14 protein-coding genes are annotated in these 15,549 nt (G+C 61.6%); 11 read left to right on the forward strand and 3 right to left on the reverse strand.

The window, feature by feature from the left end; genetic code table 11:
- Positions 1 to 45 precede the first annotated feature (45 nt).
- The gene (locus tag LGH70_RS13315; RefSeq protein ID WP_226186415.1) at positions 46 to 663 is read left to right on the forward strand and encodes an RNA polymerase sigma factor; all 618 of its coding nucleotides are present in this window, start codon (positions 46 to 48) and stop codon (positions 661 to 663) included.
- Complete coding sequence (locus LGH70_RS13320; RefSeq protein WP_226186416.1) at positions 650 to 1,780, forward strand: energy transducer TonB; 1,131 nt, start codon at positions 650 to 652, stop codon at positions 1,778 to 1,780. Before LGH70_RS13315 ends, LGH70_RS13320 begins: the two co-directional genes overlap by 14 nt.
- A 191-nt stretch (positions 1,781 to 1,971) precedes the next feature.
- On the opposite strand, the gene LGH70_RS13325 is transcribed toward LGH70_RS13320, so the two are convergent.
- On the reverse strand, positions 1,972 to 2,355 hold the full coding sequence (locus LGH70_RS13325; RefSeq protein WP_226186417.1) for a dodecin family protein: 384 nt from the start codon (positions 2,353 to 2,355) through the stop codon (positions 1,972 to 1,974).
- Between the two features lie 364 nt (positions 2,356 to 2,719).
- Here LGH70_RS13325 and LGH70_RS13330 point away from each other — a divergent pair, with 364 nt between their 5' ends.
- From LGH70_RS13330 to LGH70_RS13370, 9 genes are all read left to right on the forward strand, one after another.
- On the forward strand, positions 2,720 to 3,478 hold the full coding sequence (locus tag LGH70_RS13330; RefSeq protein ID WP_226186418.1) for a porin family protein: 759 nt from the start codon (positions 2,720 to 2,722) through the stop codon (positions 3,476 to 3,478).
- Positions 3,479 to 3,858: 380 nt separating this feature from the next.
- The gene (locus LGH70_RS13335) at positions 3,859 to 6,882 is read left to right on the forward strand and encodes a DUF7948 domain-containing protein (protein WP_226186419.1); all 3,024 of its coding nucleotides are present in this window, start codon (positions 3,859 to 3,861) and stop codon (positions 6,880 to 6,882) included.
- 124 nt (positions 6,883 to 7,006) lie between these two features.
- Positions 7,007 to 8,410, forward strand: coding sequence for a class II fumarate hydratase (gene fumC / locus LGH70_RS13340; RefSeq protein ID WP_226186420.1), 1,404 nt, complete (start codon positions 7,007 to 7,009; stop codon positions 8,408 to 8,410).
- A 161-nt stretch (positions 8,411 to 8,571) separates the two neighbouring features.
- Positions 8,572 to 9,168 carry a GNAT family N-acetyltransferase gene (locus tag LGH70_RS13345; protein WP_226186422.1) on the forward strand — a complete coding sequence of 199 codons (597 nt, stop codon included), beginning with the start codon at positions 8,572 to 8,574 and terminating at the stop codon, positions 9,166 to 9,168.
- Positions 9,161 to 9,544 carry a diacylglycerol kinase family protein gene (locus tag LGH70_RS13350; protein WP_226186425.1) on the forward strand — a complete coding sequence of 128 codons (384 nt, stop codon included), beginning with the start codon at positions 9,161 to 9,163 and terminating at the stop codon, positions 9,542 to 9,544. The genes LGH70_RS13345 and LGH70_RS13350 overlap by 8 nt, the downstream gene beginning before the upstream one ends.
- Before the next feature lie 312 nt (positions 9,545 to 9,856).
- The gene (locus LGH70_RS13355; RefSeq protein WP_226186427.1) at positions 9,857 to 11,782 is read left to right on the forward strand and encodes an LVIVD repeat-containing protein; all 1,926 of its coding nucleotides are present in this window, start codon (positions 9,857 to 9,859) and stop codon (positions 11,780 to 11,782) included.
- A 188-nt stretch (positions 11,783 to 11,970) separates the two neighbouring features.
- Positions 11,971 to 12,438: a DUF6970 domain-containing protein gene (locus LGH70_RS13360; protein ID WP_226186429.1), complete on the forward strand. Its 468-nt coding sequence runs from the start codon at positions 11,971 to 11,973 to the stop codon at positions 12,436 to 12,438.
- A 59-nt stretch (positions 12,439 to 12,497) separates the two neighbouring features.
- Positions 12,498 to 12,995, forward strand: a complete 498-nt coding sequence (locus LGH70_RS13365) for a DinB family protein (RefSeq protein ID WP_226186431.1) — start codon at positions 12,498 to 12,500, stop codon at positions 12,993 to 12,995.
- Positions 12,996 to 13,095: 100 nt separating this feature from the next.
- Entirely contained in the window at positions 13,096 to 13,701 is a 606-nt protein-coding gene (locus LGH70_RS13370) for a thioredoxin family protein (RefSeq protein WP_226186434.1), read from the forward strand.
- 79 nt (positions 13,702 to 13,780) lie between these two features.
- On the opposite strand, the gene LGH70_RS13375 is transcribed toward LGH70_RS13370, so the two are convergent.
- Entirely contained in the window at positions 13,781 to 14,389 is a 609-nt protein-coding gene (locus LGH70_RS13375) for a DUF4382 domain-containing protein (RefSeq protein ID WP_226186437.1), read from the reverse strand.
- Positions 14,390 to 14,683: 294 nt separating this feature from the next.
- Positions 14,684 to 15,529 (reverse strand): DUF4382 domain-containing protein, encoded by an 846-nt coding sequence (locus LGH70_RS13380; RefSeq protein WP_226186440.1) that lies wholly within the window; start codon positions 15,527 to 15,529, stop codon positions 14,684 to 14,686.
- Positions 15,530 to 15,549: the final 20 nt, after the last annotated feature.

A 15,549-nucleotide genomic window follows, 5' to 3' on the forward strand; every position in this document is an offset into this window, starting at 1 on the left:
ATGCCGTATCTTGGGCCTCGCCCGGTGCTCCCAGCCGTTATTGCTATGTTTTTCAAACGCCGCCCTAAGTCGCCCACCGAGCTTTCCGACGAGGAGCTGCTGGCCCGCTACCGCCTCGACGGCGCCGTAGCCGACCTGGGCGTGCTCTACGAGCGGCACATGCCGCTGGTGTTTGCCGTGTGCCGCAAGTACCTGCGGCCCGACGAAGATGCTCAGGACGCGGTGATGCAGCTTTTCGAGAAGCTGATTGAGACGCTGCGGCGGCACGAGGTGAGCAACTTCCCGGCCTGGCTGCAGGCCACGGCCCGCAACCACTGCCTGATGATTCTGCGGGCCCGGCAGCGGGCCGGCCCCGACGGCGCCCTGGTGTTGCATTTTCCCGACGCGGCCGATATGGAATCGGCGGGGGTGCTGCATCAGGCAGGTGATGCAACTGAAGACGAAGAACTCACCGAGGCCCGCCTGCAGGCCCTGGAACACGCCCTGGCCGATTTGCCTACGGGCCAGCGCCGCTGCCTGGAGCTGTTTTACCTCGAAAAGAAATGCTACCGCGACATTGCCGACCTCACCGGCTTCGACCTCGGGCTGGTGAAAAGCCACCTGCAAAACGGCAAGCGCAACCTTAAACGTTACCTCGACTCAGCTCCCAATGCGGCCCGCTAATCAGCCTCCCCTCCCACCGCTGCCCCCGACCCCCGATGCGGCCGGGCACCTGCCGCTGCCCTTGCTGCGGCAGTACGTGGCCGGAGCCCTGCCCACCGCCGAGCAGCACCGCATCGAGGCCCACACCCTGAGCTGCTCCCGCTGCGCCGAAATCCTGGAAGGCCTGGAGCAGTCGGATGTGGCTACTACCGACCAGGCCCTGAGCCAGCTGCACCAGCGCCTGCACCAGCGCGTGGCTCAGGAGGCCGCCCCGCGCGGCACTGCCCAGGCGTGGCGCGCTATGGCCGCCGTGCTGCTGCTCTTGCTGGCCAGCACGGCCGTGTGGTGGGGCTTGCGCAAGCCGCAACAACCCGCCGCCGAACCGGTACTCGTGGCCAGCCGGCCGGAAGCGGCACCGGCGGAAGTAGCCGCGGCCAGCACAGTCGCACCCGAGAAACCCGAAACGACAGATGCGGTGGCCTCGGCGCCCGTGGTGGTGGCGGAAACGGCCGCTGCGCCAGCAGTGGCGGCGCGCCCTAACCGGCCCCGCGTGCTGGCGCAAGTGAAAAGATCCTCCCGCCCAACCCGTACAGCTACCCGCCGGCCCGCCACGGAACCCGCCGGAGCCGTCACAGCGGCGGTTGTCACGGCTGATGCGCCCACGGTAGCCTACAACGCACCGGCTCCTGCGGCAACTCAAGCCGGCAAAGCCGAAGAAACTAGTTCGGCTTTGTCGGCTGCGAAAGAGGCGGCCGATACAGTGACCAATCCGGCTCCGGCCGTGGCCAAAGCCAAGCAGGTGCTGACCGAGGAGCGAGTAGCGCGCAAAGCCGCATTGCCCCCGGCGGTTATCGTTACCCCGCAACCCGTGGGCGGCTACATTGCTTTGCGGGAATACCTACGGCGCGAAAACAAGTTCAAGCCCGAGCACCCGACCATCGAGCTGTCGGGCACGGTGCGGGTGAAATTTACGGTAACGGCCGCGGGCAAGCTGGAGAACTTCCAGATCGTGCACGGCATGCGTTCCGACTACAACCAGGAGGCTATCCGGCTGCTGTGCGAAGGGCCGGCCTGGCAGCCCGGCGCCGCCAACGGCCGCCGCTCCGACCAGGTAGTGGAAATCAGCGTCAGCTTTTAGCGCCAGCTCCTTAAAACGGATTTGTCATTCTTCATCTGGCGTACGCCTGCGAAGGCCCCTCGCCTACCCTACTCCAGCTAACTGCCAACGTGCAAAAGCCCCCACCACTGCAGTGGTAAGGGGCTTTTGTATTAAATCAGGCATGTCACTCAGGCGAGGGAGGTCCTTCGCAGGGCTCAGGCAGACGTAGCCTAGCCACTGTAGCCGCCGCCGCTCTGGGGCTCGGTGGCGCTGCCGCCGGGCTCTACGTCGCGGGGCAGGTCGGGCTGGGTTTTCACCTGCACCTGGCTGTAGTCGGGGCTGCCGTCGCCGGCCGGGGTGGGCGTGTCGATGGCGGCCGCGGGCTGGTGCTGGGCGCTGGGGTCCCACTTGTGCATCACCTCGAAGCTGATCTTGGCCGTGACGCGGTACTCCACAATCTTGTTGTCGCGCACGCGGCAGCTCTGGTCCTTGATGTAGATGGACTTGATGCCTTTCACCGTGGTGCTGGCTTCGGTCAGGGCGCGTTGCAGGGCATCTTCGAAGCTCTTCTCGGACGAGGCCAGAACCTCGATTACTTTTTTGATGGTGCTCATAGCTCGGAGGGGTGTTTGGATTGGTGCTTGGGAACAGGTGTACGTAGCACAAGCATAAACAGCCGTGGATTTCAGGAGCAAAAATCAACTTCGAACCCCGTTTACGGGTCCGTTCAGCCAGGATCAGCCGCAGGCATCGCCCCGGCTTTCGTCGGTAGTTCCGGGGATTTGGTCGGTGTGGCTATAATTTAAACCCCTGATTTACAGCGGTAATTACTTTCCCGACTTCCCGCCGCTCAGCGGCTACGCACCGACTGGCACGGTTTTGTAATGTATACCCTCAGAACGCCCGCTGCTGCACTGGGCGCCCCGCCGCAGCCCGCCTTCTTCTCTCGGTATCCTCCCTCCTGTTTATTCCTTTGCCATGAACTCCAAAAGCCTTTTCGGGCGCTTGGCTGTAGCCGCGCTTTTGCTTTCTGCTTCGTTTTCCACCGCCCAGGCGCAGGTTCGCCGGGCTACGTATTCCACCGCGCCGGCCCGACCTGTGTATTCGGCTCCGGCTCGCACCGCTACGCAGGGCGTACAATTCGGCCTGCGGGCTGGCGTCAACGTTTCCGACTGGTCGGGTGATGCCGTGCAGAGCGTGATGGACCTGGCCGGCTACACCAACGGGGCCGTTACGAAGGAAATGAAGCCCGGTTTCCATGCCGGCGTGTATGCCACCATTCCGCTCGGCCCCGGCTTTGCCGTCGAGCCCGGCGTGTCGTACTCCGAGAAGGGCGCCAAGCTGGTCGGCACGCTGCCCTGGGAGCAGTTCGACTTCCTGAATGCCCGCGTAACGGCCACTTCGCGCATGTCTTATATTGATGTACCCGTGCTGTTCAAAGGCTACCTGACGCCCGGCTTCTACCTGTTTGCCGGTCCGCAGGCCTCGTTCCTGGTCAGCAACAAAGTGCGCGTGGAAGCCGGGGCTCTGGGCTTCAATGCCTTTTCCACCGACTTCGACGTGAAAGAGCAGTTCCGCCCCGTCGACTTCGCCGTGGTGGGTGGCCTGGGCTACCAGTTTGGCAACGGCCTGGGCTTGAGCGCCGGCTACGACTTCGGCCTCTCGTCCCTGGATAAGAACAACAACTTCGACGCCCAGAACCGCGTCATCAAAGCCTCGCTGAACTACTCGTTCTAAGCAGCCCGACGTTGTTTCGTCTGTCGTCCTGTAGCTGGCGTACGTGACGCGCAGGACCTTTCTCGTCTGCGCGCCAAGCCTGATCAACTATGAAAAGCCCCTTACCGCTGCGGTGGTGAGGGGCTTTTTCACGTTGGCAAGAATGGTCGTTTTTATCCGGGTTGATTTAGGCTTTCGAGTTGCCGGGTACAGAAGCAGACTGCGCAAAGCCATGCCGGTCCCGCGCAGACCTATGGGGTTGTAGCTTCAACAAAGCCGGCCACTGAAATAGGCTGGCTTCCTTCGCTAAAAAGCTGGCAAATTACTAGCAGGTACGCCCCCGATTTAGGTAGTTTTACACTTCGTTTGATCTTACTTTATTCTCCTTTTTTCAGATTCTTATGTCCTTTTCTACCCGATGGCTACGGCCGGTACTGGCCTTGCTATGTGCAGTTGGCACCAGCGGAGCCCAGGCAGCTTCCGGCCCCCAATTTGTTGAAAACAAAAATCAGTGGGCAGCGCCGGTTCGTTTTCGGGCCGACGTGCCGGGCGGCAGCGTGTTCCTGACGGCTACCGGTCTGGTCTACGATTGGCGCAGTGCCGCCGACCTGCTCCGCGCCCACGATGCCGCCGAAGCAGCCACCCGCACTCACCAGCCCGCCGATGATGTGGCGGTGCACGGCCACGCAGTATTCGTTGACTTTGTGGGGGCATCGGCGGCCGCCAAGTCGGTGGGGCAGCAGCAGCTGCCGGCGTACCACAACTACTTTATCGGCAATGACCCAAGCCGCTGGGCCAGCCAGGTGCCGCTCTTCGAGGAAGTGCGCTACGCCAGCCTGTACCCCGGCACCGATCTGCGGGTGTACGGGACCGAAAAAGGCAGCCTCAAGTACGACTTCATTGTGCAGCCCGGTGGAAAGCCCGCAGCCATTGCGCTCCGCTACCGTGGCACCAACGGGCTGCAGCTGCAGCCCGACGGCACCCTGCTGGTGCGCACGTCCGTAACCGAAGTGGTAGAGCAGCGCCCGTATGCGTATCAGCTGGTGGGCGGCCAGCGCCGCTCGGTACCCTGCCAGTATCGCCTTACCGACAACACACTGCGCTACGATTTCCCGCAGGGCTACGACCGTCAGCAGCCCTTGATAATCGACCCGGTCGTGGTGGCCTGCACCTATTCGGGCAGCACCGGTTCGGTGTGGGGAGCAGCCACTGGCTACGACAACGCAGGCAATATATATACCGGCGGTTTTGGCCAGGGCAGCGGGTATCCGGTTACGCCGGGGGCCTATCAGATTTCATCCCGGGGCAGCACCGAAGTGGCTATCAGCAAGCTGAACCCGACCGGTTCCCAGCTGATATACGCCACCTATCTGGGCGGCAGCAGCTCGGACGAGGTACGGGCGCTGCGCACCAACAGCGCGGGGGAGCTGTACGTGCTGACCAGCACAAGCTCTCTGGACTTTCCCTTCACGGCGGGCTGCTACGATAATTCGGCCAACGGCTCGGGTGATCTGGCCATTACGCACTTCAATGCCACCGGTAAGGTCCTGTTAGGGTCAACCTATCTGGGGGGCAACAGCGTGGATGCGCCGGTTGAGCTGGACGTCAACAATGCCGGAGCGGTAGTGGTTGGCACTACGTTTTCGACTAACTTTCCTACTACCGTCGGGGCGTACGACCGTACCACGGTAGGCAACGACCTGTTTGTGGCCAGCCTGAATGCCTCGATGACCACGCTACAATGGAGTACTTTCCTGGGCGGTGCGCAGGGACCTGAGACCGGCACGGCCGTGCAGCTGGAGCCTACCGGCAACGTGCTGGTTACGGGTACCACCAATGCCCCCGATTTTCCGGCAACGTCCGGCGCGTTGCGCACCGGGTATGCCAATCCCGGCGACGCCTTCGTGTCTCGTTTGCGGGCCGACGGCGGCGCCCTTCTCGCTTCCACCTTTTTCGGTTCGTTGAACGGGACTGACGCCATAACGCACGTCGATACCGATGCGGCCGGCAACGTAATAATATGCGGCACCACGTCGGGGACGCTTGCCTCCACGCCCGGCGCCCTTACCACGCCGAATGGACGGGTTTTCATAGCGGGCCTGAACAATGCGCTTACCCAGCAACAGTTTCTGGCTAAACCCCTGAACACCTCCTTCCTGACGACTCAATCGTTTAGGCTGGATGACTGCGGCAATATTCACCTTGCGGGCCTCGATTCCACTCCGGGCTTGCCAACCGTGAATCCGTTGCCCAATAGCGGCTTGAATGGGTTTTACACGGCCACCCTGAACGCTACTTGCAGCACCCAATTATTCGGTTCTTACTTTAGTTCTTCAAGCCAACACGTGCACACCAACTCGCACCGGATTGACGAGCAGGGCCGGCTGTACCAGAGCTTCTGCACGAGCGGCACCTTCCCCACCACGGCCACGGCGTATGCCCGCACTTCGCGGGCCAACGGGCTGGATGTACTGGCCTTTAAAATTGACCAGAACACTGGCGGGGGCACTTCGGTGCAGGCGGCCGTGGCGGCTGTCGATTCGGTGTGCGCGCCTACCCAGGTGGCCTTCGTCAACAAGACCGTGGGCAGCACCCGTTTCCGCTGGGATTTTGCCGATGGCTCCGCCGTGGATACCTCCCAGGCCCCGGTGCACCTGTTTCAGAACCCTGGTACGTACCAAGTGCGTCTGGTGGCGCTGGGCACCGGCCTGGCGTGTTCCCGCAACGATACTACCTACGTGACCGTGCGCGTGAAAGCCAAGCCAACGGTGACCCTGCCCCGCAACCTGAGTATCTGCTCCGGGGGCTCCCTCACGCTGAATGCCAGCACTCCTGGTACCACCTACCGCTGGAGCACCGGCGCTACCACAGCCAGCATTGTGGTGAAGCAGCCCGGCAAGTACTCAGTCGTGGTTAATAACGGCGCCTGCTCGGCCCGCGACAGTACCACCGTCCGCCTGGTGGCTTCGCCCACCATCACCCCCGACACCACCGGCTGTATAGGGAGTGGCGTGGTGCTGACTACCAAGGCTGAGCCGGGCAGCACGTACCTGTGGTCGACGCAGGCAACTACGCCCAGCATTATAGCTACCACTTCGGGGCGCTACACGGTACGCGTCACGCAGGGCGCGTGCGTAGAGGAAAAGGCCGTAACCGTGACGCTGCTGCGGCCGGTGTTGCCGCCCAACATCATCACCCCCAACGGCGACGGCATAAATGATGTCTTTAAGCCCTCCAAAGCTGACTTGATAGAGCCTGGTACGCGCCTGCGCCTTTTCAACCGCTGGGGCCGGCAGGTGTATACCACTGACGACTACCGCAACGACTGGGGCCCCGGCCAGCCCGGCGGGACGTATTACTACACGCTGGAAAATCCGCGCTTCTGCACGCCCTACGTCAAGGGCTGGCTGGAAGTGGTGAAGTAAGAGAAAGGCGTGGCGTCTTCCGCTGGCCTTCCGTACTTTCGCAGCAGCTAAGGCCTGCCATTTGGGGGACGAGCTGCTTCCATCCAGGCTTCAACAACCAGCAACCAACAACTTTCCTTCCCACATGCAATTCCGCACCGAGAAAGACACCATGGGCACCGTGCAGGTCCCCGCCGACGCCTACTGGGGCGCCCAGACCCAACGCTCTATCGAGAACTTCCAGATTGCGCAGGATATCAACCGCATGCCCAAGGAAATCATCCGGGCGTTTGCCGTGCTGAAGAAGGCCGCGGCCCTCACCAACCGCGACGCGGGCGTATTGCCGGCCGAAAAAGCCGAGCTGATCGGGAAGGTGTGCGACGAAATTCTGGAGGGCAAGCTCGCCGATTCTTTCCCGCTGGTGGTGTGGCAAACCGGCTCGGGCACGCAGTCGAACATGAACCTGAACGAGGTTATTGCCTACCGCGGCCACGTGCTGCAGGGCGGCAGCCTCACCGATGAGAAGAAGGCCCTGGCTCCGAACGACGACGTGAACAAGTCGCAGAGCTCGAACGACACCTTCCCCACGGCCATGCACATTGCCGCCTACCAGACGCTGGTGGAAGTAACCATTCCGGGTATCACCAAGCTGCGCGACACGCTCAAGCGCAAGAGTGAGGAGTTCATGCACATCGTGAAAATCGGCCGCACCCACCTCATGGACGCCACCCCGCTGACCGTGGGCCAGGAGTTTTCGGGCTACGCCTCCCAGCTCGACCACGGCCTGCGCGCCATCAACAACACCCTGGCGCACCTGAGCGAGCTGGCGCTGGGCGGTACCGCCGTCGGCACGGGCATCAACACGCCTCCTGGCTACTCCGAGGCCGTGGCCAAGCACATTGCCGACTTGACTGGCCTGCCCTTCATTACGGCCGAGAATAAGTTTGAGGCCCTGGCCGCCCACGACGCCATTGTGGAAGCCCACGGCGCGTTGAAAACGGTGGCCGCTTCGCTGATGAAGATTGCCAACGACATTCGCCTGCTGGCCTCGGGCCCGCGCGCCGGTATCGGCGAGCTGTTCATTCCCGACAACGAGCCCGGCTCCAGCATCATGCCCGGCAAGGTGAACCCCACCCAGAGCGAGGCCATGACGATGGTAGCGGCCCAGGTAATGGGCAACGACGTGGCCATCAACATCGGCGGCATGAACGGCCACTTCGAGCTGAACGTGTTCAAGCCGGTCATGATTTACAACTTCCTGCACTCGGCCCGCCTGATTGGCGACGTGTGCGTGTCGTTCAACGACCGGTGCGCCGAGGGAATCCGGCCGCTGGAGGAAAACATCAAGAAGCACGTCGATTCGTCGTTGATGCTGGTAACGGCCCTGAACCCGCACATCGGCTACTACAAAGCCGCCGAAATTGCCCAGACAGCCCACAAAAACGGCAGCACGCTGAAGGAAACGGCCTTGCAGCTCGGCTACCTCACCGAGGAGCAGTTCAACGAGTGGCTGAAGCCCGAGGACATGGTTGGCGAGATTAAGAAGTAATTTTCTTCACCTAACATTCCCTAAACCGTCTGTCATCCTGAGCCTGCGAAGGACCTTATTACGCTAGAACAAGACATTGTTATGATCTTCGTTCAACTGGCAAAAGGTCCTTCGCAAGCTCAGGATGACAGACGATTTTAGTTCTCCCCCCTGCTCCACCCATGGACTGTTCCCGCTGTATCACGCTCGAAAACTCCCGCGTCCGGCTACGGCCGCTGGAGTGCTCGGACTTTGAGGATCTGAAAGCCGTCATCTTCGACGACGACATCTGGCGCTTCACTACTACGCCCAACCCCGGCGACGCCGTGGGCCTGGCCGCCTACCTGACCCAGGCCGTGCAGGGCCGGGAAAAGCACCAGCGCTACCCCTTCGCCATCATCGACCGGCAGACGGGGCGCGTGGTGGGCAGCACCAGCTACGGCAGCTTTGCCCTACCTGAGAAGCGCCTGGAAATCGGCTGGACGTGGATTGGGCGGGACTACCAGCGCACCGGCCTGAACCGAGCCGCCAAGCACCTGCTGCTCAAGTATGCGTTTGGCGAGTTGGGCTGCGAACGGGTAGAGCTAAAAACGGATGCCCGCAATTGGAAGTCGCGGGAGGCTATGCGTCGCATGGGCGCTACCGAGGAAGGTATTCTGCGCAGCCACATGTATACGCAGGGGGGCCTGCGCCGCGACTCGGTGTATTTCAGCATTCTGAAGCCCGAGTGGGACCAGCTGCGCCTGACGGTTTTCCGCGAATTCGACGCCCGTGGCTGAGCCCACCAACGACAGCCTGCTGCGGCGGCGCATCGCCAGCTTCGGGCACGCCTTCCGGGGCGTGGTTTCGGCTTTACGCTCGGAAGTGCACCTGCGCTTTCATGCCTTGGCGACAGTTATTGTTATCGGCCTGGGCTTCTATTTTGACATTTCCGGCTTGGAATGGGCGCTGGTGGCTTTGGCCGTGGGCACGGTATGGTCGGCGGAACTGGTGAATACGGCCGTGGAAGCGGTAGTAGACCTGGTATCGCCGGACTATCATCCGCTGGCGGGCAAGGCCAAGGACGTGGCGGCCGGGGCAGTATTGGTAGCTGCGTTTGCGGCGCTGGCCGTGGGGCTGCTCGTATTCGGGCCCCGCGTGTGGGCCCTGGTATAAGCTACAAGAGCCGGATTTCAGTTGCTATGGCCATCTGCCTTAGCACGACGGCCAGCCTTGCTATATATTATAAACTATATTTGATCCGGGAGCCCAGAGCGGCTACTGCCTTTTTGTGGGCCGCAACCGGACGTTGATGCCGGGTGAAGAGCACGTGGGAATGCTTACCTGGGCAAGAAACAGCTGCGGCTACCCAGGCCCGGGAATTCAGGCGGCGCCGTTGGGCTGCGAGTATCCCGTGCATCCTGCCCGTACTATTCCGCCTGCCCTTACTGCTGCCAGGAAGGCTATTTCCACGCTTTGAATAAGTGCATGCATAGATTTCTCCTGCTGGGCAGCTGGCTGCTGGCTCTCACGGGGGCCGCCCAGTCGCGCCCCAAAAAAGAGGTAGCCGGACTAGCATTGCGCGGGGTGCTACCGACCACAGTTGACCCGCGGCATATGGCCGTGCACGGCACTACGGCCTACGCCGTCGACTGGAACAAAACCCTGCACCTGTTCAATATCAGCACGCCCGCCAAGCCCCGTTTGCTGGGCCAGGCTACCACCAATGGCTATGCCAGCCGCGTAGTGGCCACGGCAACTACTGCGCTGGTCATTACTTCCGAGCCTGATGCAATAGAGGTATTTGATGTACGCTGCCCCGCGGCCCCGCGGCGCCTGGGCAGCTTCCCGACTGCCGCCGAAGCCGTGGATGTGCTGCTAATAGGGACCACGGCTTACGTGGCTATCCGGGACGACTCCGTGGTGCGGGTAGTGGACATACGTAACCCCGCGGCGCCCCGGGAGCTGACGCGCTTGCGGACCGCCGGAAACTCTCCGCGCCTGGCGGCGGGGCGGGCCACGCTGGCCATTACCAGCCAATCGGCCGACCTGCTGCAGCTCTACGATATTACGGAGCCCGTGCGCCCCCGCCTGCGGGGCAGCATCGCCACGGGCCTGTACCCGGCAGCCGTAGTGGTGCAGGGCACAGTGGCGGCCGTCACTTTCGAGCGGGACAATATTCTGCAGCTATTTGATATTCAGAATGCGGCAGTTCCCCGGCTGCTTAGCAGCACCGATATTCCCTGGTCGATGCGGGGCCTGAGCATGAGTGACAGCCTGGCCTACGTATGGTATAATGACGAAGTGCGGGCCTTTGAGGTACGCAATCCGCGGCAGCCCCGGGCTCTGGGCTGGCAGGCAATACCTTCTTTGAAGGCCGTTGTAGGCCATAAGAACTTGCTGCTTACCATGGCTGCCGAGCTGGACAGGGGCCCCCTGCAGGTGTGGGGCCCCAGTGCCCAGCCCGGCCCTGAATGGCAGGCCGCACCTGCGCCCCCACCGGTGCCGCCCGAGCAGCGGGGCAGCATCCGGACCAGCGCCGGGGCAACGAGCGTGGCCGTGCAGGGCGCGGTAGCCTACGTTACCAACAGCAGCAACCGCCTTCAGCTCTTCGACGTGCACGACCCGGCGGCTCCGGTCCTGCTGGGCTCCGCAGCTACCGGCCACGGCACTAGCATGGTGAAAGTAGTCGGTCCTATTGCCTACGTAGCCAATTATAACGGCAGTACCCTGGAGCTTTTCGATGTGCAGAACCCTGCTCATCCGGTGCGCCGCGGTCAGATTGCGACGGAGCCCAAACCTGCCTGCGTGGCCATAGAGGCCGGCCGGGCTTATACCGTGAGCAGCACATATGCCCAGCTGCAGATCTTCGATGTGCACCAGCCCGCCAAACCCCGCCTGCTCGGCAGCAGCCCAACGGATGCCTCGCCTTCGGGAGTTGCCGTAGCGGGCAATTACGCCTATGTAGCCGCTACCGATGCCCAGACCCTGCAGGTATTCGAGGTGGCTAACCCCGCCAAACCGCGGCTGGTAGGCACTATAGCGACGGGGCGCATGCCACTGAGTGTGGAAGTAGCCGCCGGCCGGGCTTACGTCAGCTGCGCGGGGAGTAGCGAGGTGCAGATTATTGACGTGCAGGACCCCGCAGCCCCGCACCTGCTGGGGCGGGCTGCCACCCAGGATTCGCCCGGCATGCTGGCCGTGCAGGGCAATAGTCTGTACGTGGCTAACATTCGGGAAGGCACGGTACAGGTCTTCGACGTGGGCAACCCGGCCGCGCCGCGCCTGTTGACGTCGGTGCCCACGGGCCCAGCTCCGCTGGGCCTGGCCGTAAGCGGGGGCCTGGGCTACGTCACCAGTGAAGAGCGCAGTGTGCTGCTGTTGCTAACGCTGCCCACGGCTCCGGCCCGCTAGTTCGTCTGGGAGCAGTTCATGTCTGGCAGCGCATCAGGCGGCTGGTAAACGAGCTGAGGCGGATAAGCACGACCGGAATGTGCTGGCCCTGAACAATGGCTCGGCAACTGCGTAACGCAAGTTTATCTGCATCTTTGCCGCAATACTGCTTTGTAGCAGGAGCGGATTATTGCTAACCGCCCGATCGTATGCGTCTTCCTCTGCTTCTGGTCACCTCCGTGACTGTCTTATGCTCTGCCCTGGCCTGCAACCGCGGCGTAACCGTGACCACGCCCACCGACCCGCCCGTGAGCGGCAGCGTGAACGGCAACGACACTCCCAACCCCACCAGCACCAACACCACCGACCTGCGCCCGGCCCGGGCCACCGCCTTCGACACCACTTCGCGCCCAGCCTGGCTGGAGTCCCGCATTCAGAACCACCTGGCCGAGCCCAAGCAGAACCCACCCGTGCAGGTTTCGCGCTACCGGTATAAGGGTCAGGTTGTGTACTACGAAACTGTGGGCTGCTGTGACCAGTTTTCCAACCTCTACGACGCCAAGGGCAAGGTTATCTGCCATCCGGAAGGAGGCCTGACCGGCCGCGGCGACGGCCAATGCCCCGACTTTGACAAAAACAAAACCGGCGAAATGCTGGTTTGGCGAGACCCCCGGTAGGCACCTGTCCCGGTGGGCGTCCCCGCTTTCATCCGCCTTTGCATTCACCTTTTACCATTATGATTAACACCAACGAAAAGCTGGGGGCCTACAACGTGTGGGCGAACGACACCCTGCTGCGCCACCTCGACGGCCTGGTAGCCGCGGGCCAGGAAATTCCGGCCGTGTGCCTGCGCCTGTTCAGCCACGTGCTCAATGCTCAGGCCATCTGGATTGCCCGCCTCACCGGCACCAAAAGCCCGGTAAAAGTGTGGCAGGAGCACGATCTGGCCGGCTTGCACCAGCTGCACCAGCAAACATCCGGGCACCTGCACGAGCTGATTCGTACGGCGGATGAGGCCGAGCTGAGCCGCCAGATTTCCTACACCAACTCCGTGGGCGACTCCTACACCAGTCAAGTGTCCGATATTTTCACCCACGTGCCAGTGCATGCCAACTACCACCGCGCCCAGGTCGCAACCCGCCTGCGGGAAAATGGTCTGGAGCCCATCAACACCGACTTTATCACCTACTGCCGCGAGCTGTCGGCAGCCGGGGTGCCGCAGGTAAGCCTGTAGGCAACCGGCAGACGGTACTGTATAGCCCTTTGGTAGCCAAACCAAAGGGCTTTTTGCTGGTTATACGTCACTCTCTCTTCCTTCCCCCGACTTCTTTCTTATGGCTACTCCCGTAGTAAGCGCTGAGCGCCTGGCCGCCAGCTACACCTATTCCAGCTACCGCCAGCTGATTGACGCGCTGCAGGCCGAGGGCAAAACCACCGGCCCCCAGCAGTCGGAGCTGCTGACCAACTACACCCGCCTGAACGTGCAGCGCATGAGCCGCCTCGACAAAACGGTGCAGCTGCTGCCCGAACTGCGCGAGACCCTGGCCCAGGTGCGCAAGCCCTACGCCTGGCTGATTATCACGGAAGGCTGGTGCGGCGACGCGGCCCAGATTGTACCCGTGCTGGAAGCCGTAGCGCAGGCCTCGGGCGGCACCATCACCACGCACTACTTCCTGCGCGACGAAAACCTGGATTTGATGGATCAGTACCTCACGGCCGGGGGCCGCTCCATTCCCAAGCTCGTGGTGCTCGATGCCGCGACGCGCACGGAAGTAACTAGCTGGGGCCCTCGCCCCGCTACGGCCCAGCAGATGTTTCTGGATCTGAAAGCTCAGAACTTACCGTTTGAGGAGTTCTCGACTCAGCTGCACGGCTGGTATGCCAAAGACAAAACCCAGAGCACCCAGCAGGAGCTGACCGACTTGCTGAAGAGCCTGTAGAAACTGCTTTTACCAACAGAAAGCCCCTCACCAATGAAGATGAGGGGCTTTCTGCGTTTTACGTCTGGTAGCGGATACCTTAGCGCTGGGTACGGGCTTCCGTTTCGCCACCACCACCGTTGCCGGTGCTGGTCTGGGCTACGTAGCCTTCCAGCACGGGCTTCAGGCCATAAGTACCGTTGCCTTTAGCCACTACCTGCCAATTGGGGTCGATACCAACCAGCACGGCGTACTGCAGGCCTCCGCCCACGCGGGCATTTACTTTCACTTTCAAACCGGAAGTGGAGCCGCTGGGCGTATCCAGCGCTACTACGCGGCCATTGCTGAGGGTAATGGTATTGTTGGCGCCCAAAACCAGCCGCACTTGCTTAACGGTGCCGGCCTGGAAGCCCGAGGTCGTAAACAAAGGCGAAGCAAGCGTAGCGGAGTTCAGCAGGTTGCGCACGCCGGGCTGCACATCCGTCAAGGTAGTCCAGCTGAGGGTGCGCTCATCGGCATCCTGGCTAACTTCGATCCGCTGAATGTCAACGCTGACGGCCTGGTAGGCGCCCGCAGACTCTTTTTCTTTCTTAGCATCCTGCGCAGTAGTCTGGGCGGCGGGGGCTGCTACATCCTTTAAAGCGTCTTCGCAGCTGGTCAGGAAAACGGCGGCCGTGAGCAGGCCCGAGCAAAGTAGGTGAGTCTTCATACAAACGGTGGTAGAGTGAGACAGATAATAGTTTGGCGTCCCAAACCTAGAAAATTACGCTGGATATTCAGGCATAGGAGGAGGTAAATATTTCCTGTATTGCATTGTTTATTAGTTATATAACATTGACAAGAATAAAACATGCAACTATTCCCAATCTGGGAAATATTATGACCCTCAGTTATCCACACTATGCCTTTCACCGGATTCCATTGAGCAGCCAAAACGCAAAAGTAGAGGGCACAAAAAAGCCCGGCAGCTGCCGGGCTTTTCAGGCTTGGTTGCCAGTACTGCTTACTGGAGCTTCACTGTCGGCACGCTGGTAGCCTGGTTATTTACCACCACAATACCCGTAGCGGTAGCCGTGCGATAAGCCTGCTGATTAGCCGGGGCAGTAGCCGTGGGAAAGAACTCGACGCGGTAGGTGCCGGAAGGAATGCCCTGGAACCGGTAGGCGCCGCTGGCATCGGCGGCCGTGCTGAATGTATCAGCCGGGGTGATGGACGAGCGGATAGCCAGAATCTGGGGCAACGCGGCGGCCGGCGTTACGGTGCCATAGATGCCGCCCGCAATTTCCTGAGCTACCAGGCGAATCACCGGCTTCAGCAGAAACCGCTCCTTTTTATCGTTACCGGGCTTCCAGTTGCCGCGCTCCACAATGGATTTGGCCACGTCGAAGTCGAGCAGCAATTGGAAGGTTTCGCCTTGGCGAAGTGTGGCTTTGTCCAACTTCAGTTTCACGCCAGAAGTCTGACCGCTGGGCGTTTTCAGCGTGTACACTTCCCCGTCGCGGGTAGTCACGGTGTTGTTGGGGCCCAGAATCAGGCGAATTTCCTTCAGGTCGCCGGGCGCGAAATCGGTGCTGACCAGCAAGGCCGAGCGGCCGTTCACGTACTCCAGCACATTGAGGGCCTGGGGCGTGAAGGGCAGCAACTGCCAGCCATTCGGGTCGTTTTCCTCTTTCAGGTGCACCTCTATCTTCTGCACATCCAGGCTGACGCGGTTGAAGTCGCCGGGCGCGTCCATCAGGCGTACTTCCAGCTTAGAGGTGTTTTGGGCGTCCGACTCGTTGTCTTTCGAGCAGCCAGCCAGGGTGATGCCCGCTAGCAAAGCCAGGGAGAAGAGGGGTTTAAACGTCATACGGCAGAGTGGGAAGGGTG

It is taken from the genome of Hymenobacter nitidus (assembly GCF_020447315.1).
Lineage (GTDB): Bacteria > Bacteroidota > Bacteroidia > Cytophagales > Hymenobacteraceae > Hymenobacter > Hymenobacter nitidus.

Coding starts and splice junctions, on each gene's coding strand:
- LGH70_RS13315 (WP_226186415.1), top strand. CDS start 46: ATGTTTTTCAAACGCCGCCCTAAGTCGCCCACCGAGCTTTCCGACGAG.
- LGH70_RS13320 (WP_226186416.1), top strand. CDS start 650: ATGCGGCCCGCTAATCAGCCTCCCCTCCCACCGCTGCCCCCGACCCCC.
- LGH70_RS13325 (WP_226186417.1), bottom strand. CDS start 2,355: ATGAGCACCATCAAAAAAGTAATCGAGGTTCTGGCCTCGTCCGAGAAG.
- LGH70_RS13330 (WP_226186418.1), top strand. CDS start 2,720: ATGAACTCCAAAAGCCTTTTCGGGCGCTTGGCTGTAGCCGCGCTTTTG.
- LGH70_RS13335 (WP_226186419.1), top strand. CDS start 3,859: ATGTCCTTTTCTACCCGATGGCTACGGCCGGTACTGGCCTTGCTATGT.
- fumC (WP_226186420.1), top strand. CDS start 7,007: ATGCAATTCCGCACCGAGAAAGACACCATGGGCACCGTGCAGGTCCCC.
- LGH70_RS13345 (WP_226186422.1), top strand. CDS start 8,572: ATGGACTGTTCCCGCTGTATCACGCTCGAAAACTCCCGCGTCCGGCTA.
- LGH70_RS13355 (WP_226186427.1), top strand. CDS start 9,857: ATGCATAGATTTCTCCTGCTGGGCAGCTGGCTGCTGGCTCTCACGGGG.
- LGH70_RS13360 (WP_226186429.1), top strand. CDS start 11,971: ATGCGTCTTCCTCTGCTTCTGGTCACCTCCGTGACTGTCTTATGCTCT.
- LGH70_RS13365 (WP_226186431.1), top strand. CDS start 12,498: ATGATTAACACCAACGAAAAGCTGGGGGCCTACAACGTGTGGGCGAAC.
- LGH70_RS13370 (WP_226186434.1), top strand. CDS start 13,096: ATGGCTACTCCCGTAGTAAGCGCTGAGCGCCTGGCCGCCAGCTACACC.
- LGH70_RS13375 (WP_226186437.1), bottom strand. CDS start 14,389: ATGAAGACTCACCTACTTTGCTCGGGCCTGCTCACGGCCGCCGTTTTC.
- LGH70_RS13380 (WP_226186440.1), bottom strand. CDS start 15,529: ATGACGTTTAAACCCCTCTTCTCCCTGGCTTTGCTAGCGGGCATCACC.